Here is a 24,822-nt window from a genome sequence, read left to right on the forward strand (position 1 = left end):
CAGGATATTCGTCTTTTGTATGTGCATTATTAAAAAGATGCTCACATATTGATTGTAAAACGCCTAGTTCATAATATCCTAGAACACCCCCAGGAAAAATTTTTCTAACATTTTCAAGTAGAATTATTTTAGTTAAATATTTTTAGAAATTATTTTATTTATATTTCCATTATCTAAAATATAATCAAAATGTCATTATCAAAAAATAGACGAAACTTGATGGTGCTTTCTCTAATCATGATTTCAATTATTTGTTCTGTCCTTACTTTTCCCGAATTGAATATTTTACAACTTGGTCATTTAGTATCGGCGCAAATAGCAAATTCTAATCCTATCCAAATTATTAGTACTTCCGCATATACAGATGATTTTGGTAATTTCCATATAATAGGCGAGGTAAATAATACTTCAACTCAACCACAAAACAACATTGTAATTACAGCCATACTTTCTGATACAAATAACAATACTGTAGTTGGAAACCACTCTTCTTTTTCCTCTATCGACACTTTAAGAACAGGTGAGTTATCTCCATTTGATATAGTGATACAGGACCCTCAACAAATCTTGGGAAAGTTTAACTTTATGGAATTCATTACCACTTCTCATCCTGCTACAGAAGAAAAACCTGCTAATCTTGTACTAAATGGAAGCAGTTCATTTTTAGATAATGCTGGAAATCCTCATATCACAGGTAGTATTATTAATCAAGGTCAAAGTCCAGAACAGTTCATAAACCTTGTTTCAACGTTTTATGACAATTCTAGTTTAGGAGTTATTGGAACTCAGACCTTTGGCCTAAATGTTGGAAATCTTGCTCATAACCAAATAGCACCATTTGATATCACAATTACAGACAACAAGACCAAGTCACAAGGTGCATTTTATTCTCTAAATGTAGAGTCTAATCAAAGTTCGATGAGTGTTCCCTTTAATACAAAGACATCATTTGCTTCAACTGGGGGATTCGCTACTGGTGGGGGAGACGCTACGACCAATACTTTCTCTGTAAATAATCAATCCCCATTCTCAATTAACAATAATAATGATGATAACGACGATTCCCGATCAGATGACGATGATGACAAAGACGATGATGAAAATGATGGAGACAATCAACGCGGAGAAAGGAAAACAGATGATGAGGGCAATCCATGGTTTGATGATGAAAATTGTAGTGAAGAGTCAGGCTCTTCTGGTGGTAGTTCTTCTGAATGTGAAGAAGCAGAAAGAGAAGAGGAAAGCGAAGCAGAGGACGAAGATTCTTTAGAAAAGGACCAAGGACCGGCCTCCAACTCTGACTCTGATTCTTCCGGTATTAGCACTGATGATAGTAATGATGATATCGAAGAGAGCAACGAAGATGAGGAAACAGAAAACAATTAAGACGAAGGAGTAAGAGGAAGGTAACAGAAGCGACAATAAATAATTCTTTTCATGAAATGTATACGACTAGAGTATTTTAGTAACTTGTGTGAGTGGTATAAAACTAGAGTGTCGTTGAATATCATTGTAACATAGTGAAAATGCCTCATATATTTCCAGTGAATGTGCTTGATATTCAGACTTGGCCGATTAAAATAATATCATAGTCCTATTGATGCAGATTCATTTTGTGGATTACTCACATGATTTCACTAGTTGAATGATTATTTTCCTCAGAAAATACTGTAAAAGTTTTGATCCTCTGTTCAAACTCCAAGTGAATGATAAAAAAGTTTAGCAGGTCCATTGTGTTTATAATGTTAGTGACCGATCACTGATTCCATATTTTACCCATAGCCCTGTTCATTAGCGGACATCATGATAGTATTTAAATACCATCCAATCCAAAAGTTCTAGATATTTGTAACTGATTTATTAGCATATGTCGGTATCTTTCAATAATTTATAATGGACTTTCTAACTTTATGAATTTTATGATACAAAATCTAAAAACTGTAATTTTATTTATCTGTTTTTTGGGTAAATTAAAATTCTTGCATTGCGTTAGTTATTATAACTCCAAAACCAAAGTGACTCATGGTTTCTACAAGAAACTCAATCTTTATTACAGGATTATTTCTTTTCTCTGCGCTACTTTTTTTACAGTCCGTAAGTGGGAGTTCAATTGCATCCGCCCAAATAGATACCAACAATAATAGCACTACTGTTAATAATAATCAATCAACCTTTGTTGCAGAAGATCTATTTAATACGAAAACTATGACCTTGGGAAGTAACGTGAAGCATCTTGTTATACTAGTTCCAAATGAAGGTCACCATGCTGAAGGCGAGGACAATGAAGCACGATTTCTAGATCAGCACTTTGTCCCAGAGAACGCAGTCATAAACACAGGAACCACTGTATCGTGGTTTAATGGCGATGTAGGTCATGAACGAACTATTAACGTTCTAAACACAGATGGAACTTCATTATTTAACACAGGAGAAATTCAAGATAGTCAAATGTCCGCTTCACACACTTTTACCAATCCTGGAACTTACAACTATGAGGCAGAAGGTGACCCAGGTGTAACTATGGAAGGAACAATTACGATTGTCGATAACAGTTCCTCAACAACCACTCCAAGTTTGGGTAATTTCGATACTGTGGGTGTATTCATGGCTCCTACACAGGATATAGATACTTACCTTTCAGAGATTACAAATGCAGGAATTACAGTAGAAAGTACACATGATTTTGAAGATTTGAGGGGTGGACAAAAAGGTACTGGAGATATACAAACCTTGATCATATGGTCTACTTCAGGCAAGGATTTAACCGAAACAATCTCAGCATTAAGTGAGATTTCTTTAGACTTGCCATATAGTTAAGACTACCACAATTTTTTCTTTGATGAAAATTATTCACTAGTACTCACAAATTAGACTATGCTGCTAGTTCTTATTTGGCAGGAACTTATCAGACCATAGTATTTTATATTCTTTGTACCTTAATAATAGATGCATCATTTAGGCTTTGATGTTTATATCCAGGATTGTCTGAAAAAGGCTTCCCGGATGTAATTTTGAGTTTTTCTTGCAGGACTATCTCTTTCTTTGGGATTTCTTTATTGACTTTAATTTTTTCTTTTAAGCAAGTGTGTTAATAAAAAGTTGGTTGAAAAAACATGTTTTACTAATTATAATTGCAATTACTGTTTATTTGGTGTGGACATTTGCCACCTACTTTTTTGAAGGTCGAATAAACCTACTACATAGAGATGATCCACTTGGTCGATTTGAATACTCTGTTATTGTGAACATGATCATAGGAACTGTGATAGCAATATTGGCTATCAAACCATCTATTATAGCGTCAGGTCAATTGTCGTTGAGTCAGATAGGATTTAGATCGGTAAAACATACGGTTGTGCTAGTAACAGTTGCAGGAACGATAGGGTTTCTGTTATTTGTTATTCAAGGTCCTACATCATTAAATACTATTGTAATTTCAAATGTGTTTTCTCAAACATTACCTACATCAATAGCAGAGGTAGTAGTATGCTGGGCGGTCATAGGCGCTAGCATGGAATCATTTTCAAAGAACAAGTTTGGAAAAAAACTTTCAGTTATAGTAGGCATCATCATATCAACAGTGCTCTTTGGTGTTTATCACTTTGCTCATAGTGAGCCTTTCAATCAGGTCCATATGGTTATGATATTAATGTTACCTGGACTACTGACAAGCATCGTTTATTTCGTTGGACGCAATATTTATGCTACTATAGTTTTCCATAATTTCCAGGCTTTATTTGGGGTAATGGCTTCTGTTGAAATAGAACGCATGTTAGAACTACAGTTTCCTGTTATAATGCTTGCAGTGGCCTCAGTTTTGGTATTGATAATTATGGATAGATTCATACTCCGCAAAAAAATCAGAAGCATTTTTGGATAGAAAATGGATAGGTAGACAAAAAAAAGAGAAGTTTCCTCTTCCTATTCAAAGTCGCCTTTCTTATTGTTATTACTACTACGCCATTTTCCTTCTCTACTCTGCTTCATCCCCCAAGAGGCCCAAGTGGCCGCCATTATAGCGATAAATCCTAATAAGATAACAACAACTATGGCAACGTTCTGATAAATAGTGTAATTTTCTGCATAGAAATATAACCAGATAATAATGATTATTATAGAAGCGAAAAAAGCGATGATAGATGCGGTGACCCTCCAGCCCATGCCGTCAGAGATTGAATTGGACATCTTTACTTTCACTCACTTGTATTTTCAAAAATTAATAAGGTTTTCATATTACTGGATCACGGGTTTTTGAGTGTGAAAACAGGGTGTTGAGTTTGCAATGCAAGGAATATTGGAAATAAATGCTATCTAATAAAGACATATGGTCTAATGAGTTTATACCTCTAGATATTTCGGGAAATTGCTATACCGACTTACTAAATTGAGAAACTTATATTATCGCATCTCAAATACTAACGGAATAATATCTAACATTCTCTAGTAAAGTCAAACTTAAATGGCATTATCGATTTTGACGACCGGTGGGTTTAGTAAGAGATATAATACGAGTCCAAATTTCAAACTAAGACAAATCTAACTAAATTATTATCATACTTATAATGGCTAATTAGTAAGAGTAGCATAACTACTACACGACAACATTAGTTCTCTGTTCTGAGCCTGCTTTATATTAGATCCTTTAAGTATCATGATTAATTTTCTTTAGATGCTATTCTTTTTGATAAAATTATGAGAATTGCCTATGTACAAGAAGAAATCGATATAGGAATTGAAAGCGAAGGTAATACTGATATGCATAATAGCGAAGGATCTGAACCTTCTGTCAGCGAAGATACTTCCGAATCAATTTCGTCCTCATCTTCATCTTCATCTTCATCTTCATCTTCATGTATAGATACTATTACAGGATTAGGTAGCTATGTGGATAGCATTATTTTCTCTATCATAGTCGTATCCGTTGCTGTAGCAACTTATTTTATTATGAGATTCTTCATTAATAGATATGCGGATTCATTAAACCTTGATAGAAGGCAATTAGCCGGAGTGAATTCCATAACAAAAATGACCCTTATCGTGATAACGATAATCATATTAATATTCCGTTTTTCTTCTTTAAGCGGTGTAGCAGCAGGAGCAATTAGTGTAGCTGCAGGAACTATTATCGGTTTTTCATCAAGAAACACAATCAGTAATGCTATAGCAGGTATTTTGTTATTGTCTGCTCGTCCATTCAAACTAGGCGATAGGAGTAGAACAACAGAAGATGAAAGCTCTTATTTTACTCGATCTCTGAAGTTTATTCAATTGCAGCCCATGCTTATAAATATAAAGAATAGTTATTGTGATTATTGTAATTTATGCTAATAAGTGAGATAATAACAAGACTTTTGATAATTTCATAGTGAAAGGTTTTAACCATATTTAGCATAAATATTAGATTCGTTCGACCATGTAATTACTAATGTTATGTTATTTACCTGTCTTCAGATAGCAAATAGCACTTACCATATGGAAATCTAATTCTCGTATTGAAGTTAATTAAATCTGTCTAAATCCGTTCATGTTTCTGAGGATGGTTATTATATCGAAATTCGTACGATAAATTTTATAAATTTGGGTATTATTACCTAGCTACACAAACTAATGCAAACAGTAATCCTATTAGCGGGTGGAATATTTTGGATCCTTACTTATATTTTTATAATTTCAAAAGGTTATAAAGATAAAACCTATGGTATGCCACTCTTTGCCTTATGTGCTAATATATCATGGGAGTTCATTTATTCATTCGTCTTACCACATTCTCCTCCTCAACTGTATATCAATTATCTCTGGTTTGTATTAGATGTAGTAATAGTTTTTCAGTTCTTCAAATACTATAAGAATGAGTTTCCTAACATTCAATCATTAAAGCTATATGCTGTTTTCCTAGTCGCTTTATCTTCTGCTTTTAGTATAATATTGTTAGGGGGCACCTTTCTTGGTGATGATGATGGCGTATATGCTGCCTTTGGACAAAACTTACTAATGTCTATGCTATTTGTAGTCATGTTCTTTAAACGAGGAAATACGCTGAGGGGACAATCTATTTTTATAGCTGTATTTAAAATGTTAGGGACAGCCTTAACAAGTATTCATTTTTATCTGTTTGAACCTGTTTCCCAAAGTTCATTTGTGTTACCGTTTTTGTACGTTTCCATTTTCTTATTTGACCTATTCTAGACTGTCTTGATTGTGAAGCAATATAAGAAGGACAATAAATCGCTATTTGCTGCATGACTATCGGCCTGAAGATGAACATATATCAAACGGGCCCGGTGGGTTTAGTAATAGATATATTACATGCCCTATTTGCAGGATTGAATAGACAAATGAAATCAATGATATATGCTTCATTTGTTGAGCAATATTTTATACGTTATATACTGCTTCTCTGACTATCTACTTTGCATATCTCTTCATTAACCATCCTATTAGAATTATATCTAGCGAAATACATTTGCCAAAGTCATGATTCGAAAAGAATTGACTTGTTTTTGATACTAATTTGTAATACTACCTATCTACAAATGCCTGTACTTGTTCTTCGTGAATCGGTAAATTAGCTTCATCGACCTTAATGGAAGTAGTGGGACATACTGTCACACAGGCCATACACCAAATACACGCTTTTTCTCTAATGGGATCTGGTTTGTCAGTATAATCTTTTCTGCCCTCTCTATTTTGGTCATCTCCTGTTCCTTCACTTACCGCATTTACCATTTCTATTGCTGGAACATCCTGTTCTGACCTGTACCATTGATAGACTTGAACAGGACAAGCCTCGATACATGCTCCGTCAGAAATACATGAATCCCAGTCTACCGCTACAAATGTTCCATGGATGCCCAAGGGGACGTATTCTTCTCCTCTTGTTTTGTATGCATCTTGAACTTCCTTATTGGTAGAGGATTCTGCATCTGCTCTTCCTGGTCCCCAAACCAAATGAGTATAATCCCCATCTGAAGTTGAATGTTTTCCTACTACTTTGTGATTTTTTGGAAACTCTGGATCTATTGTCATATCTTTATGTTGTTAACAAAGTTGATAAGAGTTAACCCATATAAGCACATACCAGATAAGGTTTGTCAAATTAACGTCCGATATTTTGGTTGACAGGAGTGGAAAAAATCGTCAGATAATAAAATAATAAAAGAATACAATGACAAAAGGCACCACCAAAATTTCTTAATATTTGAAAAATGGTGCTAAAGATGATGAGAATGAGAATATAGGGAGCACCAGATCTGAGAACGACCATAAGCAGTTTAATTAGATGAGATCTGCATCTAGAGAACACCGAATAGAAAATTACTAGATACGTATATATCAAATATTAATGGAAAGAAGGTTAACAAAATTTAACATTTTCTACCGATAATCCCGAGATACGTCCTGATAAGGGGATTCATTTGTCTCGACAAATGACAAAATGAATTATTCTTAAATATAAACAAGACAATACTATATGATGAACGTTAATACTACAGACGAACAATCGTCGCCCTTATCCAAGTTAACTGTGGAAAAACGGAGCGGAAATTCTGAAAAGTTCGATGAGGAAAAACTTGTAAGAGGGATTAGTAGAGCTGGTACACCATTTTTGATTGCTAAAGATATTTCTAAATCTCTTATGAATAAATTGGCGGAAAACCCTCCCATTGATAATTTCATTTACTCTAGTAAAATTAGAGAATATGTTACAGAGGAACTAAAGCAAAGAAATCAAGGTACAATAGCTGAATCATATTCAGGCTATAGTAAAAATGATGTAACCTCGATTAAGGAAGAACAACTTAAAAATAATAAATACGATTCAAAAGTTTCACAAACAACAAATACTCAATCAAAACAGTTTACAAAAGACAAGGATAACACTTCTGGAAGAGGAACAAAAACAGGACTTCAATAAGGATTAATTATTCCTTCCTACAAGAAAAACCCTTCTTTTGCTTGCTTACCTGTTTATGTGACATTCGCTTGTTTACCAGTGGATGATAATTCCTTTTTATAGGATTTCTTTAACCAGATTGGTGTAATAATTGTTGTAACCGCTACCATGATGATTATAGAAGTATAAATATCTGTAGAAAGCACTCCAGATGTTACTCCTACACCAGCGACTATAAGTCCTACTTCACCTCTTGATACCATTCCTATTCCAACTCTCATTGATTTTGTTTTATCTTTTTTGAGAAATAACATAGATGGTAATCCACATCCTAATAACTTTGTAGAAACCGCTATTGCTATGATTATCCCTGCAATAATTAATACATCCATATTAACACCTCTCAAATCCACTTGAGCACCTATTATTGCAAAAAATAATGGTGCAAAAATAAACTGCAATTTGTGAGCATATTCTTCAAGTTGCTTTATTAGCTTCGTACTAGCAACAGCCATTCCTGCAGCAAATGCGCCCACAATAGGAGAAAGACCGACATAGGCTGCGACACCCGCAATACCAAAGAAAATTGCAGTTGTGATTCCTTCAATACTGCCTCTTGACCTCCATAATTTCTCTCTATGTAATATCCTTGGAATCAGAAAAATAGCGCCAATCAATAGCACAGCAAATAGTCCTAGAATTTTTAGTATCAGTAGTGCTACGTCCAGTATTTGGGGCGAAGTATCCCCTGATTGCACCATTGTAACAACTACCGATAATATTGCAATGGCAAGAATATCGTCTACTATAGCCGCACCCAGGATAAGCCTAGCTTCCTTAGATTGCATCTTTCCGAGTTCGGTAAGGACTTGAATTGAGATTGCTATACTTGTTGCTGTTAATGCTGTAGCAATAAGTAGTATTTCAAAAGAATCAAGTCCATACATGGAAAGAACCAAAAAACCTACTGTAAAGGGTACAATGACTCCCAAAGCACCAATGGTAAACGATGCGGCGCCTCCCCTAAGAAACTCTCTTGGTGTAATTTCCAATCCTGCGATAAAGAGGATAACAATAGCTGCGAGTTCCCCTATATGCTTGACAGTTTCATCAAGAACGACTAGTGGTTGACCGTCAAATAATGGTAAGCCACCCAAAGCATAAGGACCAACGATAATACCGGCTAATAATTCTCCTAATACTACGGGTTGTTTTATCCTTTGAAATAACTCTGCAAATATTTTAGCACTAAATAATAGAATAGAAAGAGATATTATAATATGAATAAAAACTGATTCAGCAGCCATAATCTATACTGTCTATTCTTGAAATTGAATTTAATATAATAGTATAACCATGCAACTAATTATACGGTTAAACGAGTTTTATTATACTTCTATATGTGTAATTCAAAACAGACTTTTAGGGATCTCATCTAAATCATAATAATAACCCAGGATGTTATCAACAGTATGTTCTAACTGAGTATTGCTGTTTATTAAAACAAATATTGTTTTGTCCTCTTCAAATATTTTTAATATTCGTATCTTTTCATACTCCATGACAATCCATTTTAACTTACCTAAGAGGTTATCGTCTTTTTGTATCTGTTCTTCTTGTCCTATAGCAGAGACTTGTGATTTTTCTACATCGATTATTTGATTTGAACCTAAGATATGGACTAAAGAATCGACATATTTTTTATCTATGCTAGCATTTTTGGCTATATACAATTCCTTCATATCAGGCGAATTCATTGAATTTATTGAAAAAACAGCTAAAATATCATCGTCTACTTCTACCAGGTGTCTTATTTTATCATACTTAATACCTCTATTTTTGTCATCTGGGCCGTCTTTCACACTATCTCTATTTCACATAGAGAAATATATCATTTTAATATGATTGATTGAATTACGTTTTAACTCTTCCAGATCAGCATCTTAGAAACCAGTTGCTTAAAGTCAACTCTTTTTCAACATTTGTTATTATGCTAATAATGTAGGAATCAGTCAAAACTACTACCTCTATACTTAAGAATCACTTTTAACTTCTTCAAATAGACGCCAAGGATGCATAAAAAATATTCTATCGGTATATTATTAATTGCGATTTACATAGTCTTTCTTTTTACAATCCCGCCCTTAGTGTTTGAAAAAAGTGTTACTCCTATTTTAGCTGGCATCACAGTAATCATGATTGCAATCTATGTTTTGCTTGGACTAGATATTATTCATAGAACGGTTATTGCAATGTTTGGAGCTATTTTATCTATCATATTGGCTATCGTGCTAGGCTCTATGGTAGCTGAAGATAGTCTACATTTTGTAATAGAGTCTGTTGACTTTAACACTATTGGTCTATTACTTGGAATGATGATAATGGTGGCAATCTTGGGAGAAACGGGTGTATTTCACCAAGTTGGAATAAAACTTGGCAAGATTAGCAAAGGTAATGTTTGGATATTGATGTTGCTACTATGCACTTTTACATCTGTTGCATCAATGTTTGTCGATAATGTTACTACTATATTGCTCATGGTTCCAGTTACACTTTCAATTACTCGAACACTAGGAATTCATCCTATTCCATTCATAATGGCTCAGGTCCTAGTTTCAAATATTGGAGGAGCTGCCACATTAATCGGTGATCCTCCAAATATCTTAATTGGTTCTGCCGCAAGTATAGATTTTAACTCTTTTTTGATATACATGGGACCGACAGTCGCAGTAGTTTTTGGATTTTCTCTGCTATTAATCAAATTGTTTTTCAAAAAAGAACTACAGAGTGAGCAGAATCTAGAACAAAAAGAAGATATTCAAGAGCTGATGCACAGAGATGAAAATGCGATATTGATTCACCATAAGGGATTACTGATAAAATCCTTAATTGTATTAGTGGGAGTTATTATTTTATTTTCCTTGCAAACTATTACTCATTTAGAAGTATCCATCATTGCAATTGGAGGAGCTGCAGTATTGCTTATTATAAGCAGAGTCTCTTTAGAAAAAATCTTGCATGAAGTCGATTGGGCTACTCTATTATTCTTTGTAGGTTTATTTGTTATCGTAGGAGTTGCTGAACATGCTGGGCTGATAACAATACTTGCAAAATTATCAATTGATATAACAGGTGGAGATCCATGGCTTACCTTTGTTATGGTTATTTGGTTGGCAGGTATTGCAAGTGCCTTTGTAGATAACATACCATTTACAACTACAATGATACCTTTGGTTCATTCACTAAATGTAGACCCTACAATCGCAGCTTCATTTGGCGTTGATAGTGGATATCAATTTAGTCCCTTATGGTGGGCTTTAGCCTTGGGTGCTGATTTGGGTGGTAACGGGACACTGATCGGTTCAAGTGCAGGTGTAGTGGCTGCAGGACTAAGTGAAAAGTTTGGACATCAAATATCATTTACAAGATGGATACGAATTGGTTTTCCCTTCATGCTCATAACTTTAGCAATCGGGACCGTAGTTCTCTATGGATTTCTTTTGTTAATACATTAGGGCGAGAATTATTTTAATTCTTTATTTTCAATATGGATGTGAATATCTACACAATAAATTATTTCAAATTCTAATTATGTTTAACAATAAACTAAACATCCAAGGTAAGGAGCAAATAATTAATTGTATTATTAACTAGGAGTGTCATGGAACGTGTACTTATTTGAATAATCTAATAATTATTTTAGTCCGTATGGGTATGTTAAAACTAATATACTCAGGCTCTTTGGATTCATAAGAAGAAAAGTGATAGGTTGAAGATAATATCTCTAAGAATAATGCTTTCATAAAACAAATTTTTTAATATTATCAAACCAAGCAATGGTTAATACTAGAATATAAATTCAAGGAAATAAACAGTTGATGGCTTAAATTGACTTCGGAATGAAATTAGTTACGGATCATGATTAACATATTCAGTTATTAGATCTTTATTAGATCATGTAGCTGAAGTCTAAAGTGCAATAATGATAGAAAATATCATAGTAACCTATGATGGCACAGAAGTTTCGGATAAGTCTCTTGAAATAGCATGTGAAATAGCTGGACCATGTGGTACTTGTATCACATTCTTACATGTTATGGAGCATATCGAAGACCCAGACACCAAGATATTCAAAAACAATAGAGATCTTATTGAAAAAGCAAAATTAATGAATTTAAAGCCGTCAATGGAAAATACATGGTATAAACGAGCACAAGAAAAAATTAAGAAGTTAAGTGAACAAAGCATTCAATCTGACAGCAAATGCTTAACCGGGGATATCGCTGAAAATTATTGGAATACGCTCATGCTAAGAAAGTTGACATGATTGTTATGGGCAGCAGTAACAGACTAAAGGGTATTTCAATAATAAAAGCATTAGGAAGTGTTACTCGAAAGGTTTCGGAATTGGCAGACTGTCCTGTACTTATAATTCATTAAAGAGTTCATCTATTTATTAAATTCATTAGTATGCATTGTAGATTTAAAAATAGATTATCTATTGATTAGAGTTGAGGATACAAAGATAATGGAGTAAATATTTTGATATTCTTATATAAAACGAGTGGTCATTTTGTATTTAATTTATTTTGATTTCTTTCATCAATAAATTATACTGTAATTTTGTCTTAGGGTTTTATTTAGTGCGGTGTGATTGTAATTGTTGTTTTTTCTTCGATATTTTTATAAATAGATAAATTGTTGTAATTGTTTCAAATCTACCTACTATCATATTAATGATAAGAACTAACTTTGATATGGGATCCATCTCTAAGGAAGTTATGCCTGAAGATAATCCCGTTGTAGTCAATGCAGAAACAGAATCAAAAAGTGAATCCAAGAAATTTTCCTTATCCACATTAGAAATAATTATTCCAGTAATAACAGATATGCCGATAAATAAAACTATGACAAATACTGCTTCATCAAATATTTTTTCTTCTTCTTTAATTTTTGTGGCTTTGACTCCATTGTGAGGTACCTTTTGTCATAAGGTGATGCTTTGGCAGATATGGATCCACCACTAATATCCTTGTCCCGTAGTTTATCTAATAAAACACTGTTTCAATCAATTAATAAGAAAACAAAATGAAATAGTGGACATGACTAGTTTGGAATGACCCCTAAATTACGATTTAATGAAAAATTTAATTATCATAGTAAAAGATGTTTAATCATGATGAGATTTATGAATTTTATTTTATTGCTTATTATTATACTAAATGTATTAGTCTTTAGTGTTTACTTTGATACTGAAAACTTATTTGCGGAATTAGGTTAATGGTAATTCTTTGATTGATTAACATCAATCCAATATATCTTATTTGTGTTACAATAAAATAGTAAAGATAAAGCGGTCACGGTAGGTTTTTAATCTTTAGTAGATTGTATCTATTTAGTAAATAACGCAGAAAAGAAAAATAAGAAAATAGAAACAGGAATGCGCTTTGATACATCACTTGAACAGAATTAAATTAAAATAAAACATAATCAGTTCACATTGATTTTAAAAAGTGTGTATCGTACGAACCTAGAGTTTTTAATCCAAATACCGGAACGAGTAAAAAATCATTGAAACTCTTGACTCATTATTTATATCAAATTTTAAAAAACTATTTTGTTGTTTATACTCATGATCAGTTCAATTAAAAATAGATCTTGTACTTGATATATATTACATCTTTTAAGTATCGTGTACCAGTATCTTTAGATGGTATTTTTCTTTGAGCTTGATACGATTGCCCCAACTTCCTGGGCACAGGAGGAAATTGATATTGGAATCGAGAGTGATGGAGGCAGTAATACTGAAGTAATTAGTAGTGATGGAACTGAACACACATCGGGGTCGGCTGGAGACGAAACAACGGAATCGATATCCTCTTCCTCACCCTCACCGTCACCTTCTCAAACCGTAGATGCACTTACAGGGTGGGGTAGTTATGTTGATAGTATTGTTTTTTCCATTATAGTCATCTCTGCTGCTGTAGCTGCTTATTTTATCATTAGGTTTTTCATAAACAAGTCCGCTGATTCTTTAAATCTTGACAGAAGACAATTATCAGGGATTAATTCAATTACTAAAATGGTTCTCATTGTAATAACGGTTATCCTCATCATATTTCATTTTTCTTCACTAAGCGGTGTGGCAGCAGGAGCAATTAGTGTAGCAGCTGGAACAATTATTGGTTTCTCTTCAAGAAATACTATAAGTAATGCTATTGCGGGCATATTACTTTTGTCAGCTCGTCCTTTTAAATTGGGGGATAGGATAAGAACTACGGAGGACGAAAGCCTCATAGGAGATGTTGTGGAAATTTCATTGCTATACACAAAAATTAAGACGATAAGAAATGAGCTTGTAGCCATTCCAAATCAAACACTATTACAAAGACAAATAGTAAATTATAGCGGACTGGATGTCCTTTCGATTACGGTAAATGTATCATTGACTTATAATTACAACAGAAAGTCAATCGAAAAAATATTGATAGACTGTGCTAAATACACTGAAGGAATAGTAACGTCTGATAATTTTCCTAATGAGGTAGCAAAGAATTCTAGATCTTTTAACACTGCAGATAATTTTGTAACAGATCCGTTTGTTTTACTTGTAAAGTTTGGAGATTACGGTGCAGTATATGATCTCAGAGCATTTACAAATAAACCAAGGGAGTTTCTAAAAATTGCTTCTGAGATTAGAAAGCGAATATATGATTCATTCCAGAAGGATGGTATGGACTTAACCGTCCCACAAGCACAAATATCTTTACAAACTGATATAGACCATGACAACAAATTCACAGACAATAACTTAAACAACCTTCGTTAGGTTGAAAAGGAAGAAGAAAACAAAATGTTACAGAATAAAAATTTAAAGTATGATTCATTGAATGATTATATTTCAAGTGACGAAATAGAAACTAAAAAAAGGAATACAAAAATATTATTTACAAACGTGGTGCAGAAATACTTTCAGTAACGCGAATACTGAGAAACAGAATAGAAAACCCTAATGTCTCAAATTCAGAATTTCCTGTTAAAATGGTGAAGCAAATAATTCCGGAAGGCCAGCAAAAAGATTTGCAAAGTATAAAGGAATTCAAAACAAATAGTGTGTATAATTATAAATCATGATTGTATATCTGAATTGTACTTCTGTTGACAAGAATAATAATTTGATATGTTTTTTGTTCCATTTATCATATGGTATATTATATAAATTACAACATCAAACAATTATTCACGTTTATTGCTCTGAATCAGCTCAATACTTGTATTTTTTTAAAATGTAGTCTGCTTAATAAGAAAACAACATCTCTTTAAAACAATATTGCAAAATGTTTATTGCAAAGGTAACGGTAATAAATTATAATGATTTATCTTAAAAATTGAATTTATACAGGAAAAAATGAAAATATAGAGTTTTATTACTTTTCGAGTATTGTTTTTATAGGAAAAACATGAGAAGGAATAATGACGATAACAAAAGTAGCCATATTTCTGTATTGGGATTGATTCTAGGACCTATAATCTTTATCACTTTTATGTTTCTTCCCATAGAAGGTCTTACTTTTGAGGCAAAAGTTGTGTTGGCATTAACCTTATGGATGAGTACCTGGTGGATAACTGAAGCTGTCCCAATTTATGTTACTGCATTGTTACCTCTCATACTATTTCCAATTTTTAACGTTATGTCGTTTGAGAAAATGTCAAACGCCTATGCAGATAGTATTATATTTTTATTTCTAGGAGGATTTATCTTAGCAAAAGCCATAGAAAATGTAAATCTTCACAAACGCTTTGCAATGAATGTATTAAAAATTTTTGGCACTAATCCGCGATATATAATAGGGGCGTTTATGGTTATAGCCGCAATTCTAAGTGGTTGGATAAGTAATACTGCTACTACTATGTTAATGTTGCCGATAGCTTTAGCCATAATTACTCAACTTAAGAATAAAAATGATAAACATAATAAATTTGGAACCTATTTGTTGCTTTCAATGGCATACTCTGCAAGTATAGGTGGTATGGCCACATTGATAGGCACTCCTCCTAATGCGATATTTGCTTCATTGTCTGAATCACTATTGAGCATAGAAGTGAGTTTTGGAAAATGGATGTTAATAGGGTTTCCAACAAGTTTGATAATTTTAGGACTATTATGGATATACGTAATAAAAATAGGAAAAATCAGTAACTCCCCAATAGTTGAAGGAAAAAATACAATTTTAAAAAACTTGTCTGAGCTTGGCAAAATGAGTACAGATGAAAAAATTGTCGCATGCATATTTATCGGAACTGCAATAGCTTGGATAACGAGAGGTTTAATATGGAAAAATCTATTCCCTATGGTGGATGATGCCTCAATAGCACTAATCTCCGCGACGCTATTTTTTATCATCCCTTCGTTTTCTAAAAAGCTCGTCCCATATAGATACACAGAAATATAAAGAAGAAAATTATGACAAGAAAAATCCTGCTTCAAATAAAACTCGACCAGGAAATACTTTTAACAGAAGACTATTAAATTGGAAAACCGCTGTTACCATACCGTGGGGTATTTTATTGCTAATAGGTGGAGGTTTAGCTCTTGCAAATGGATTTACTGAAACTAGACTAGATGAATACATTGCAAAAAACCTGTTATTTCTAGGTGGAATGCCTTATATAATAATAATACTGATAATGCTTGTAATCACAGTTTTTGCAGGAGAAATAATAAGTAATACAGCTACAGCTGCATTATTGTTACCTATATCTGCATCTTTGGCAACTAGTCTTTCAATTGATCCTTTATTATTAATGGTTCCTATAACGGTAGCTACAAGTATTGGATTCATAATGCCTGTTGCCACTCCGCCAAATGCTATAGTGTTTTCAAGTGAATTTGTAACAACTCGAAAAATGGCCAGAGTAGGACTACCACTCGATTTAATTGGGATTGTAGGTGTTACAGTAATGACAGTTATTTTAGTACCATGGATATTTTGACTATAAAGTACATATACTTTTGTTTGAGAACAAAACTTCTGCTACTCCTCAGCTTAATAATATATTTAAAAAAGTTAAGTGATCCGCTGGTTAATATCGATCTTTAGCGAAAGGTTCTGTACTCAGAAATGGGAAAATATTTAATTTGCTTCCAGTAATATAATAAAGTCTGTATTGTTACTAACTATATCTCTAATTTCATAAAAATGCGTAATATGATGGATGGTAGAATCACACATACGGGCTGTATCCCACCGCAATACAGTTAATGGAGGAGGGATTCAGATTCGCCTCTTATTACACTCTTATTACACATAGTGTATTGACAGCAGACTGAGAATGTATGTTGTCAAAAAGCCTGGCAAATAAATAGTTGTAATAATGAAGATAGAAATAAACGTTAACACAATCAGAGAAATGATAGAAGATAAAAGTTATAGCAATTTAATGCTTAGTTGATAAACTTATTAAGAGTAAATATGCAATTTTAACTACCTATGTATGTCATTCAAATATCATAGCGTGTATTTATCCTAGGGAAATAGTAATACGGTTACAGTCATGCGATGAGTGTTTATTAGTGTTTTATTGTAACAATTACTGTAATGATTGACGTCTATTCCATATACCTTCTATTCTATTATTTCAATAACGTTACTGTAGCAGTAAGAACAACTTTCATGTAATGTTAGATACGAAAGCATGAATATGGTCGTCTATTCCATAGCCCTGATACCTTATTACTTCTCAAATAGGACAATAATCTAGGTTGGTAGCTTTCACAATTGTAGATTTACATCTTATGTAGATATATGTTTTCAAAGAACCTGTTCAGCATATGCCCTTGCAGCATAATGGTCAAAGTCCTCTACGCTCATAAGGAAACTAAATCTTTCTACAGAACCAGGCTCATACACTGTAAAGGGACCTGTAACGAACCTACTAGTTTCTCTCATTGTGATATTATCTGCATCATACAAGGTAACATCAACTTTTAAGTTCATCACATTTTCAGTAGAGTTGTTAATTACAGTTCCAGTTACAGAAGTTAACCCTGTTGCACTATCTGTTAAAGACATATTTGATAAAGATAACGCGATGACATCAGATTGAGAATTAGTTACAACTTCACCGGTTTGGCCCATAGTTAAAGAAGAGGATATCGAAAGGAAGAGGGTTGAAAATGATAAAGTAGTAAGTAAAATGATAATTCCAGATCTTTTAGAGTACATCCGAGACATATGTTAGATAGCAAGCGTAGGTTATTAAGGTTCATACCCTTCGGTATATTATGAACTGACGTTTATCAGGATAATCTGTACATTCTTTTAACTTAGAACGAATAAATTTGTCGTAGTCAATAGTAAGGAATACTGATGATGAGCCTCTTCTATCAAACAAACCTTCTTTGTAGCCTTTATTACCCGTTGTGTTATACCATTTAGTTTCTACTATCACTTCAAAAGCTCAAGTATATCGCATAAGCATGTAATCAAAATCTCTGAGGCTAATAAATTAGGAGTGCATATTTTTTCTATCATTAAACCCCAACGTAAATGCTTACACAATTTATATGATGAAAGGGACTATTCTGTTTCTGATTGGTTTTATTGAATATAAGACATAATATTTAAAATTAGCCGCATATTTGAGGAACATGAATTTAAGATTGAAGCTTGTATTGGTAAAATAACATGAAATAGTGGACATATTAATTTATGCTTCCATCTTTAATTCATTGATTATAGTTTTATAAACTACTCTACTCAACCAAATATAACTAGTACACATAAAAAGGGATTGCTTGACAGTCGACGGTCAATATTAAATAGAGAAACAGATTATATGATCGTTACTACCGTGTGAAAGATATCTCAAAAAGCTGAGTATATTGAGGATATTTCGGCTTCAAATCCTATATGCTTATAGTAATAAGCCACGATTTTAAAATAATATAACTACAGGGTTTTAATAATAACCCGTTTGGTACCCTCGAAGAGATAACAAAGCTTCTAACTACTACTGCCGTATAAATATCATGTTAGTCAGACGAGATTATGGTTACAAATAATGAAATAACTACTACAAATAGACCTAATATAATAAATTCAGAAGAGATAGATAAAGGACTACAAAGAAAAATCATGCCAGTCAGCAGGAATATTGACTTAGGATCTGAAACAGGTATTTTTCCATTTAACAAGATATTGGTCACTTATGATGACAGTGAGAAATCCGATAGGGCTATAAAATATGCAATCTATCTATCCAATATTTCAAGAGCTGAAATTGTAATTCTTCAAGTTTTGGGAAATATAGACAAATTAGAGAACTCATCCATAGATGTTTCAAATAGGAAGAAGGAGGACGCCAAAGCAAAATCAACCCTCTCTAATTTAACTAATGAATCAGAAATTAAAGATCAAAATTACTCAATCCATATAGAGGGAGAAATTGTCCAGTCCATGGAAGACAAGATCAAGGAAATTGAAAGCACTGGTTTTAAAAATAAAGTATCCTTTAAGATACGATCAGGATTCGTAGTGGATGAAATAACAAAGGAAACAATAGAATCAAAATATGACCTGCTTATTATATCATCTTCTCATATGGATTCCTGGATAAAATCGTTATTCAGCGAAACAAGAAAGATAATCAGTAATGTGGATCTTCCAGTTTTGTTGTTACATTAATGATCTGATACTCAAAATTACAAATTTAAGAAGAGAAAAATGTATTTGAATCTTTCACTAGCTTATCCACATCCTGATCTGGGTGGAAAATGACAACTACAAATCCAACAAGTTATCGGTACTTGCGTTAATTGACAAATACCTTTTGCTCGAAATTTGGAATATTCTTTTAGTCTTTATAATAGTCAAGTGAGCCTTAGTATATTTCTGCGCTTCGTCAATATGGATTTGAAAATTAGCTCATCGGCTTTGATCGAATTAGAGGGACATACTATCACACAGACCATGCACCACATACAGGCACTTTCTCTGATTGGATCAGGTTTATCGGTATAATCTTTTCGACCTCAAATTAACTATCTAAATTTATCGAATATTATTCATTATTAAGATTAAAATTTGAGAACCTGATCCATTATGTGAAGAAGATGATTGCTTTAAAAACTTATTTATATCAACCGATAATAAACAAATTTTATGAGATCTTCAATCTTGCCACATTACTTTTATAAAATTTTAGTTTTGTGTTTTACATTTGTTCTGGTTATCTCGTTTCAGGCTCCTTACTATTCGTATTCTTCTATAGACAGTTCAAACCTTGACAATTCATCGATGCAAATATCGGAAAATTCAGATAACAATTCCGCTTCATTGAATTCGAATTCATTAGTTAATTCTGCGGCAAACACAACGGATACTTTAACCCCTGATTCCGGCTCAATAAATCTGGATCTCCCTGATTCCATCTTGGATTTGTTAGGATCTGCACCACCTCTGGCTGATCAACAGAATATCACTGAAAATCTAACAAATACGAATAACACCATGGTCATGACAACCAATGAGACTCAATTATCCGGAACTGAAAACATAACGGTGATAGCCAATTTCTCCTCCAAACCTCTGGGACTGGAGACAGATTATGCGATTAGCGAAAAGCCAATTATTTTAGTTGATAATACAACTTTAAACTATGAATATATGAATGACCCAAGCGATGAAATTACAATTTCAGACATGCTATTATCATTGCGGGCTAGCATTAAAATGGACAACATTACCACTTCACTTCCATTACAACTAAGAGTATTCTCAAACCCAACCAATGTGACCGATAATGCTGACGGTTCGAGGACTTATATTAATGACCCAACACCAATTGAAAATTTGGAAATAGGAGGTGTAATATTTTCAGAAACAAGAACCATTGCGACAGTTTACTCAAACGGTACGGGTACTTTTAATTCCACCAATATAGGCTAGTTCTGTTATAATTTTATTCGGTAGATGGAACTGAATACATTCGATTTTTTTTTGTGACCCAGAGTGAATTATCTAAAATAATTGCTAGTGAGTTACAAAATATGTCAAATAAATTTAAGCCTAGATTATCAGACCTTGGAAGAAAACACCGATTAATATTTTCATCTGCTTTCATAACCAATGTAGAGAAAATTTATCAAATACTTCAGACTTGATCATAACATTCTTGTACTAAAATTTGTTCTTGCCCTTAAAACAAATAATGATGCATAAAATCTCCTGTATATTGCCTTTAGTAATATTTTCGGATTGTTTTTTTAACTTTGTTCGAATCTTAGATCTTAATGCTAAATTATTTTCAGCAAAAGTTAACAAGATCAGGGATTAAATAGTATGTTGTCTAAATTATACTACCTTATCTGGACGACGCACTGATCAACAATCTGTGATAATCCAAATAAGGTGTAATAAGGCTACAATCATGTCATAAGTTTACCTGCAGTAGTAAAACAAAAACATGAGAAGGTCTGAGGCATTCTATGAAATAGAGATGCCAAGTTCATCATCATAAGAAACAAGACCTTTATTGAAACCTTATTGCAATTTGAATAAATTGTCTTTGAGTAATGATTCGCAGATAGATCGGAAATTTGATTTTCTAAACGAATCTGGAAAATCGCCGTTACAGAAGTTCTCTATAAGAATTAAATGGGAACATACAACGGAATATTAATTCAGTCGGCTTCGAATTCATAAGGTATATGAAACTGTTAATTAATTAAGTTTTATTTTAAGAAATCAATTAATTCGTTTCTTCATACAATACTAAAGTCATTACTGGTCCAATGGACTTCAGGACGCTATCAGTTCCCTAAAGTAAATTCTGTTAGTTTAATTGATTGATTTAATGTGTTTAGAGAAATTAACATAGACCCAATAAACCAGCTAAGTTTACAAATTTGGGACTTATTTGGCTCTAAATCACTTTTACAAAGTTGTTTCTTTCGGGAATTAGTTCATCATCAATTTTAACAGTCTATGGTCATGCAAGTCCTATTAATTATGTGCCAAAACCAAATGACATAGTTGATTCAGCTGAGGCTTTACCAGATAGAGTGAGCATTACATTTACAGAAGATCCTGAACCAAGGGCCAGTAGTCTTAAAGTCATAAATTCTAATAATGAAAGAATAGATAATAATGACTTGGATGTTTCTGAATTAGACAAATCAGTTTCAATCAGTCTCGATATATCAAAAGTTCTCCATGGAATTTATACCGCCGACTGGTTAGTGTTATCAAAGAGTGATAGTCATATTACCAAAGGAACGTATGTCTTTTCGGTAGCCGAGGATAATACTACTGCTGCTAGTCAGAATCAAACTAATGATGACAAAAAACAGCAACAACCACAGCTACTACAGACAAACAATGTTACTTCCATTTCTTCTAGAATCATTACAACAGATGACAATGTGGTATTAAAATTTGATATTGTACCATTCAAGACAGGTCATAACACCTTTATCATTACTACAAATTATTTGAATGGTACAGCTGTTGAAAATATTAGGAATGTTTTTCTAGAATTTAATAATCCAGATAAGAATTTGGGTCCAATAATCGATACTATGAATAAGACAAATGTAGGAAATTATTCATCTACCCGTGCCTATTTAGGTCAGAGCGGAAACTGGGAAGTAAAAATTACTGTTCAGAGGATAGGTGAATATGACATCAATCAACAATTCAATTTTGGAATAGGCGAGTAGTATACCACATTATATTTCTAAAAAAAAGATTGGGAGTATAGTCTAAGGATTCAAATACATTAGACCAAGTTAATAAAATAGAGAGCCGGCAGATTATTTGTAGCATTAATATAAGAATTTATTTTACAGATTGATTAGTTGAGTCTAGTATCATCATATTCTTTAATCTATTAAAATCGAATCTATATTATAAGACATGTTTCAGCCATTAGTATGTTTTTTCTAGGATTCATCTCAATTAAGGACATAGTATGATAGTTTTTGAAAAATAAAAATAAAAATAAAAAAAGATTATGCTTTTATATTTTTGAAATTAACAAAGATTGTAAAAATGTTTCCCGTCACTTTTCCTTCCGGACGCAAAATTGTACCCGCTTTGATAGTAGTAGATATGCAGAATGGTTTTGTAAGCAAAGGCGGATCCTATGATAAATTAGGAATGAACACATCCAATTATAGAGAAATAATACCAAATATCAAAGAGTTAATTCAATTCTGTAGGAGCAAAGAAATTCCTATTTTTTACACCGAAGCGGTCAGAGAGGATAGCGGTATCGATCTTTTGACGAAGAGTACACAACTTTTTACCTAAGTCAAGACAAGAACGACTCAAGTTTCCGATTTGCATAAGAGGTACATGGGATGGGGTTACGATTGACGAGTTAAAGCCTCAAGACGAAGATCATACTGTTATAAAACGAAGAGATTCTGCTTTTCAAGATACAGAACTCCGGGTTTGGCTTCAGAGTGAAGGCGTTAATCTGCTGATATTTGCAGGAATCGATACGTCAATTTGTGTAGAGACATCACTAAGAGACGGATTCAACTTAGGATATGATGTCACATTGATATCTGACGCTACAGCGTCAGGAAATAAGGAGCATTACAAGACCACCTTAGAAAGAGTATCAGATTACTATGGATTAGTAATGAGTATAGAACGGTTTAAGAAGGCCATGAATGATTTGGATAAAGTAAGAAAACATGAAGTTGATTTGAGCAACATTTCTGATACAACATTAAACGCATTTCTTGAGGAATTTAATTTACTTGATCCTAGAACCTTTGCTCTATCTTCAACTTGAACCTTGAAAGTTTAAAATCATTTATTTATATAAAGTTAAGCAGCTAAAGTCGACGATCCGAGGTCGAGGCAAATGAGTTATGTGGGTTACAAAGACCTTGAGTAGCCCATTTTGATAATTTACAGAAGTATCTATGTTCCTCAAATATTCGTAAAAGTCTTTAATTACTTGTCTGTTGGTTTGATTGGTTACTTTGATATTATGTTTTTGACGGTTGTGATTAACTTAGCATGCAAAAATATACTTTTAACCTCATTCCTTATACAATCAAGGATTATGTGAATCAATGTGATTAATGGACCAGTTTAGTTTAGTAATAGATAGATTACGAGTCCCAAGTTTGCTTACTTTTTTAATTATATATATATTATTACGGAATCCGATAAACAATTTTACATAATACTTTGTTTTTTTAATAATTAGAGAATATTTTAATAGATTTATCTCAACGTTTGGAAGGATTGGGATTATTTGCAATCTTGTTCTTTTGATAGTTTGTCAGCAACTATAAGAGGTTCTGGAAGATATTGATTTGTTTTTGTTATTGATTTAACTACTTCTATCGATGTCGATAAACTGATTCTATGTCCAACACTGATATATGCCACTTTCTTCGAGATTTCATTGGACTTTAATGCATATCCAAGAATTTCACCTTTATGACTTACAAAGTTATCTGCTCGAACATTGCCGCATAACAAACTTTTTGCGACACCAATAGTAGGTAGGTTTGTAGATATGCCAATATGACATGCTAATCCACATCTTCTAGGATGAAATACCCCATGACCATCCACTAGCAAAAGTTGGAATGGTCTTGTTATCAATCTCAATGTTTTAAGTATAGGGGCAGATTCCCTTAGAATAAATAAACCCGGAATATACGGATTTTTTATCTCACTTTTGCTACTGACAGTTTCTATAATTTCAAAAGTTTCTTTACTGATTATTACTGCCGAACAGCATGCAGTTTTTTTTCTATAAGATACGTCTACACCACAAATAGATTTAACTTTGCTATCGAAATCATTACTTGTTATGACTTTTTTTGCAAATGTCTTTTGTAATTTTATTACTTCAGCGTAGGAAGTTTTGTTACTTTTGTTCAATTTTTATGTATT

25 protein-coding genes are annotated in these 24,822 nt (G+C 33.0%); 17 read left to right on the forward strand and 8 right to left on the reverse strand.

The window, feature by feature from the left end; translation table 11 throughout:
• Positions 1-189 precede the first annotated feature (189 nt).
• The 3 genes from AB0A59_RS06760 (at position 190) to AB0A59_RS06770 (ending at position 3,880) form a co-directional block, all read left to right on the forward strand.
• Complete coding sequence (locus tag AB0A59_RS06760; RefSeq protein WP_458747314.1) at positions 190-1,386, forward strand: hypothetical protein; 1,197 nt, start codon at positions 190-192, stop codon at positions 1,384-1,386.
• A 636-nt stretch (positions 1,387-2,022) separates the two neighbouring features.
• Positions 2,023-2,817 (forward strand): cupredoxin domain-containing protein, encoded by a 795-nt coding sequence (locus AB0A59_RS06765; RefSeq protein WP_458747315.1) that lies wholly within the window; start codon positions 2,023-2,025, stop codon positions 2,815-2,817.
• Between the two features lie 286 nt (positions 2,818-3,103).
• Positions 3,104-3,880, forward strand: a complete 777-nt coding sequence (locus AB0A59_RS06770) for a CPBP family intramembrane glutamic endopeptidase (RefSeq protein ID WP_458747316.1) — start codon at positions 3,104-3,106, stop codon at positions 3,878-3,880.
• A gap of 41 nt (positions 3,881-3,921) precedes the next feature.
• On the opposite strand, the gene AB0A59_RS06775 is transcribed toward AB0A59_RS06770, so the two are convergent.
• Positions 3,922-4,185 (reverse strand): hypothetical protein, encoded by a 264-nt coding sequence (locus tag AB0A59_RS06775; protein WP_458747317.1) that lies wholly within the window; start codon positions 4,183-4,185, stop codon positions 3,922-3,924.
• A gap of 507 nt (positions 4,186-4,692) precedes the next feature.
• Between AB0A59_RS06775 and AB0A59_RS06780 the strand changes: the two genes are divergently transcribed.
• Together AB0A59_RS06780 and AB0A59_RS06785 are read left to right on the forward strand one after the other, a co-directional pair.
• Positions 4,693-5,328, forward strand: a complete 636-nt coding sequence (locus AB0A59_RS06780; RefSeq protein WP_458747318.1) for a hypothetical protein — start codon at positions 4,693-4,695, stop codon at positions 5,326-5,328.
• Positions 5,329-5,607: 279 nt separating this feature from the next.
• Positions 5,608-6,186 carry a transmembrane-type terpene cyclase gene (locus AB0A59_RS06785; RefSeq protein ID WP_458747319.1) on the forward strand — a complete coding sequence of 193 codons (579 nt, stop codon included), beginning with the start codon at positions 5,608-5,610 and terminating at the stop codon, positions 6,184-6,186.
• Between the two features lie 333 nt (positions 6,187-6,519).
• Here AB0A59_RS06785 and AB0A59_RS06790 read toward each other — a convergent pair whose 3' ends face one another.
• Complete coding sequence (locus AB0A59_RS06790) at positions 6,520-7,026, reverse strand: 4Fe-4S dicluster domain-containing protein (RefSeq protein WP_458747320.1); 507 nt, start codon at positions 7,024-7,026, stop codon at positions 6,520-6,522.
• Between the two features lie 445 nt (positions 7,027-7,471).
• Between AB0A59_RS06790 and AB0A59_RS06795 the strand changes: the two genes are divergently transcribed.
• Positions 7,472-7,915 carry an ATP cone domain-containing protein gene (locus tag AB0A59_RS06795; protein WP_458747321.1) on the forward strand — a complete coding sequence of 148 codons (444 nt, stop codon included), beginning with the start codon at positions 7,472-7,474 and terminating at the stop codon, positions 7,913-7,915.
• A 53-nt stretch (positions 7,916-7,968) separates the two neighbouring features.
• Here the strand turns inward: AB0A59_RS06795 and AB0A59_RS06800 are convergent, their stop codons facing one another.
• Together AB0A59_RS06800 and AB0A59_RS06805 are read right to left on the reverse strand one after the other, a co-directional pair.
• On the reverse strand, positions 7,969-9,201 hold the full coding sequence (locus tag AB0A59_RS06800) for a cation:proton antiporter (RefSeq protein ID WP_458747322.1): 1,233 nt from the start codon (positions 9,199-9,201) through the stop codon (positions 7,969-7,971).
• A 102-nt stretch (positions 9,202-9,303) separates the two neighbouring features.
• Positions 9,304-9,756, reverse strand: a complete 453-nt coding sequence (locus tag AB0A59_RS06805; RefSeq protein WP_458747323.1) for a hypothetical protein — start codon at positions 9,754-9,756, stop codon at positions 9,304-9,306.
• A gap of 210 nt (positions 9,757-9,966) precedes the next feature.
• On the opposite strand from AB0A59_RS06805, the gene AB0A59_RS06810 reads away from it, so the two are divergent.
• From AB0A59_RS06810 to AB0A59_RS06820, 3 genes are all read left to right on the forward strand, one after another.
• Positions 9,967-11,409 (forward strand): ArsB/NhaD family transporter, encoded by a 1,443-nt coding sequence (locus tag AB0A59_RS06810; protein WP_458747324.1) that lies wholly within the window; start codon positions 9,967-9,969, stop codon positions 11,407-11,409.
• A gap of 467 nt (positions 11,410-11,876) precedes the next feature.
• Complete coding sequence (locus AB0A59_RS06815; RefSeq protein WP_458747325.1) at positions 11,877-12,221, forward strand: universal stress protein; 345 nt, start codon at positions 11,877-11,879, stop codon at positions 12,219-12,221.
• Positions 12,222-12,226: 5 nt separating this feature from the next.
• Complete coding sequence (locus AB0A59_RS06820; protein ID WP_458747326.1) at positions 12,227-12,334, forward strand: hypothetical protein; 108 nt, start codon at positions 12,227-12,229, stop codon at positions 12,332-12,334.
• Between the two features lie 196 nt (positions 12,335-12,530).
• Here the strand turns inward: AB0A59_RS06820 and AB0A59_RS06825 are convergent, their stop codons facing one another.
• Positions 12,531-12,845 carry a potassium transporter TrkG gene (locus AB0A59_RS06825; RefSeq protein ID WP_458747574.1) on the reverse strand — a complete coding sequence of 105 codons (315 nt, stop codon included), beginning with the start codon at positions 12,843-12,845 and terminating at the stop codon, positions 12,531-12,533.
• Between the two features lie 759 nt (positions 12,846-13,604).
• Here AB0A59_RS06825 and AB0A59_RS06830 point away from each other — a divergent pair.
• From AB0A59_RS06830 to AB0A59_RS06840, 3 genes are all read left to right on the forward strand, one after another.
• Positions 13,605-14,723, forward strand: coding sequence for a mechanosensitive ion channel family protein (locus AB0A59_RS06830; protein ID WP_458747327.1), 1,119 nt, complete (start codon positions 13,605-13,607; stop codon positions 14,721-14,723).
• 631 nt (positions 14,724-15,354) lie between these two features.
• A complete protein-coding gene (locus AB0A59_RS06835; protein ID WP_458747328.1) occupies positions 15,355-16,347 on the forward strand; it encodes an SLC13 family permease in 993 nt (330 codons plus the stop codon).
• Positions 16,328-16,888: an SLC13 family permease gene (locus AB0A59_RS06840; RefSeq protein ID WP_458747575.1), complete on the forward strand. Its 561-nt coding sequence runs from the start codon at positions 16,328-16,330 to the stop codon at positions 16,886-16,888. Before AB0A59_RS06835 ends, AB0A59_RS06840 begins: the two co-directional genes overlap by 20 nt.
• Before the next feature lie 818 nt (positions 16,889-17,706).
• Here the strand turns inward: AB0A59_RS06840 and AB0A59_RS06845 are convergent.
• Complete coding sequence (locus tag AB0A59_RS06845) at positions 17,707-18,129, reverse strand: FxLYD domain-containing protein (protein ID WP_458747329.1); 423 nt, start codon at positions 18,127-18,129, stop codon at positions 17,707-17,709.
• A 31-nt stretch (positions 18,130-18,160) separates the two neighbouring features.
• A complete protein-coding gene (locus AB0A59_RS06850; protein ID WP_458747330.1) occupies positions 18,161-18,346 on the reverse strand; it encodes a hypothetical protein in 186 nt (61 codons plus the stop codon).
• A gap of 599 nt (positions 18,347-18,945) precedes the next feature.
• Here AB0A59_RS06850 and AB0A59_RS06855 point away from each other — a divergent pair.
• The 5 genes from AB0A59_RS06855 (at position 18,946) to AB0A59_RS06875 (ending at position 23,701) form a co-directional block, all read left to right on the forward strand.
• Positions 18,946-19,581, forward strand: coding sequence for a universal stress protein (locus AB0A59_RS06855; RefSeq protein WP_458747331.1), 636 nt, complete (start codon positions 18,946-18,948; stop codon positions 19,579-19,581).
• 477 nt (positions 19,582-20,058) lie between these two features.
• The gene (locus tag AB0A59_RS06860; protein ID WP_458747332.1) at positions 20,059-20,844 is read left to right on the forward strand and encodes a hypothetical protein; all 786 of its coding nucleotides are present in this window, start codon (positions 20,059-20,061) and stop codon (positions 20,842-20,844) included.
• Positions 20,845-21,839: 995 nt separating this feature from the next.
• Positions 21,840-22,616 carry a copper resistance CopC family protein gene (locus tag AB0A59_RS06865; protein WP_458747333.1) on the forward strand — a complete coding sequence of 259 codons (777 nt, stop codon included), beginning with the start codon at positions 21,840-21,842 and terminating at the stop codon, positions 22,614-22,616.
• Positions 22,617-22,923: 307 nt separating this feature from the next.
• The gene (locus tag AB0A59_RS06870; protein ID WP_458747334.1) at positions 22,924-23,208 is read left to right on the forward strand and encodes an isochorismatase family protein; all 285 of its coding nucleotides are present in this window, start codon (positions 22,924-22,926) and stop codon (positions 23,206-23,208) included.
• Positions 23,209-23,269: 61 nt separating this feature from the next.
• Positions 23,270-23,701 carry a cysteine hydrolase family protein gene (locus tag AB0A59_RS06875; protein ID WP_458747576.1) on the forward strand — a complete coding sequence of 144 codons (432 nt, stop codon included), beginning with the start codon at positions 23,270-23,272 and terminating at the stop codon, positions 23,699-23,701.
• Between the two features lie 467 nt (positions 23,702-24,168).
• Here the strand turns inward: AB0A59_RS06875 and AB0A59_RS06880 are convergent, their stop codons facing one another.
• On the reverse strand, positions 24,169-24,810 hold the full coding sequence (locus AB0A59_RS06880) for an endonuclease V (protein WP_458747335.1): 642 nt from the start codon (positions 24,808-24,810) through the stop codon (positions 24,169-24,171).
• Positions 24,811-24,822: the final 12 nt, after the last annotated feature.

It is taken from the genome of Candidatus Nitrosocosmicus sp. T (assembly GCF_054408485.1).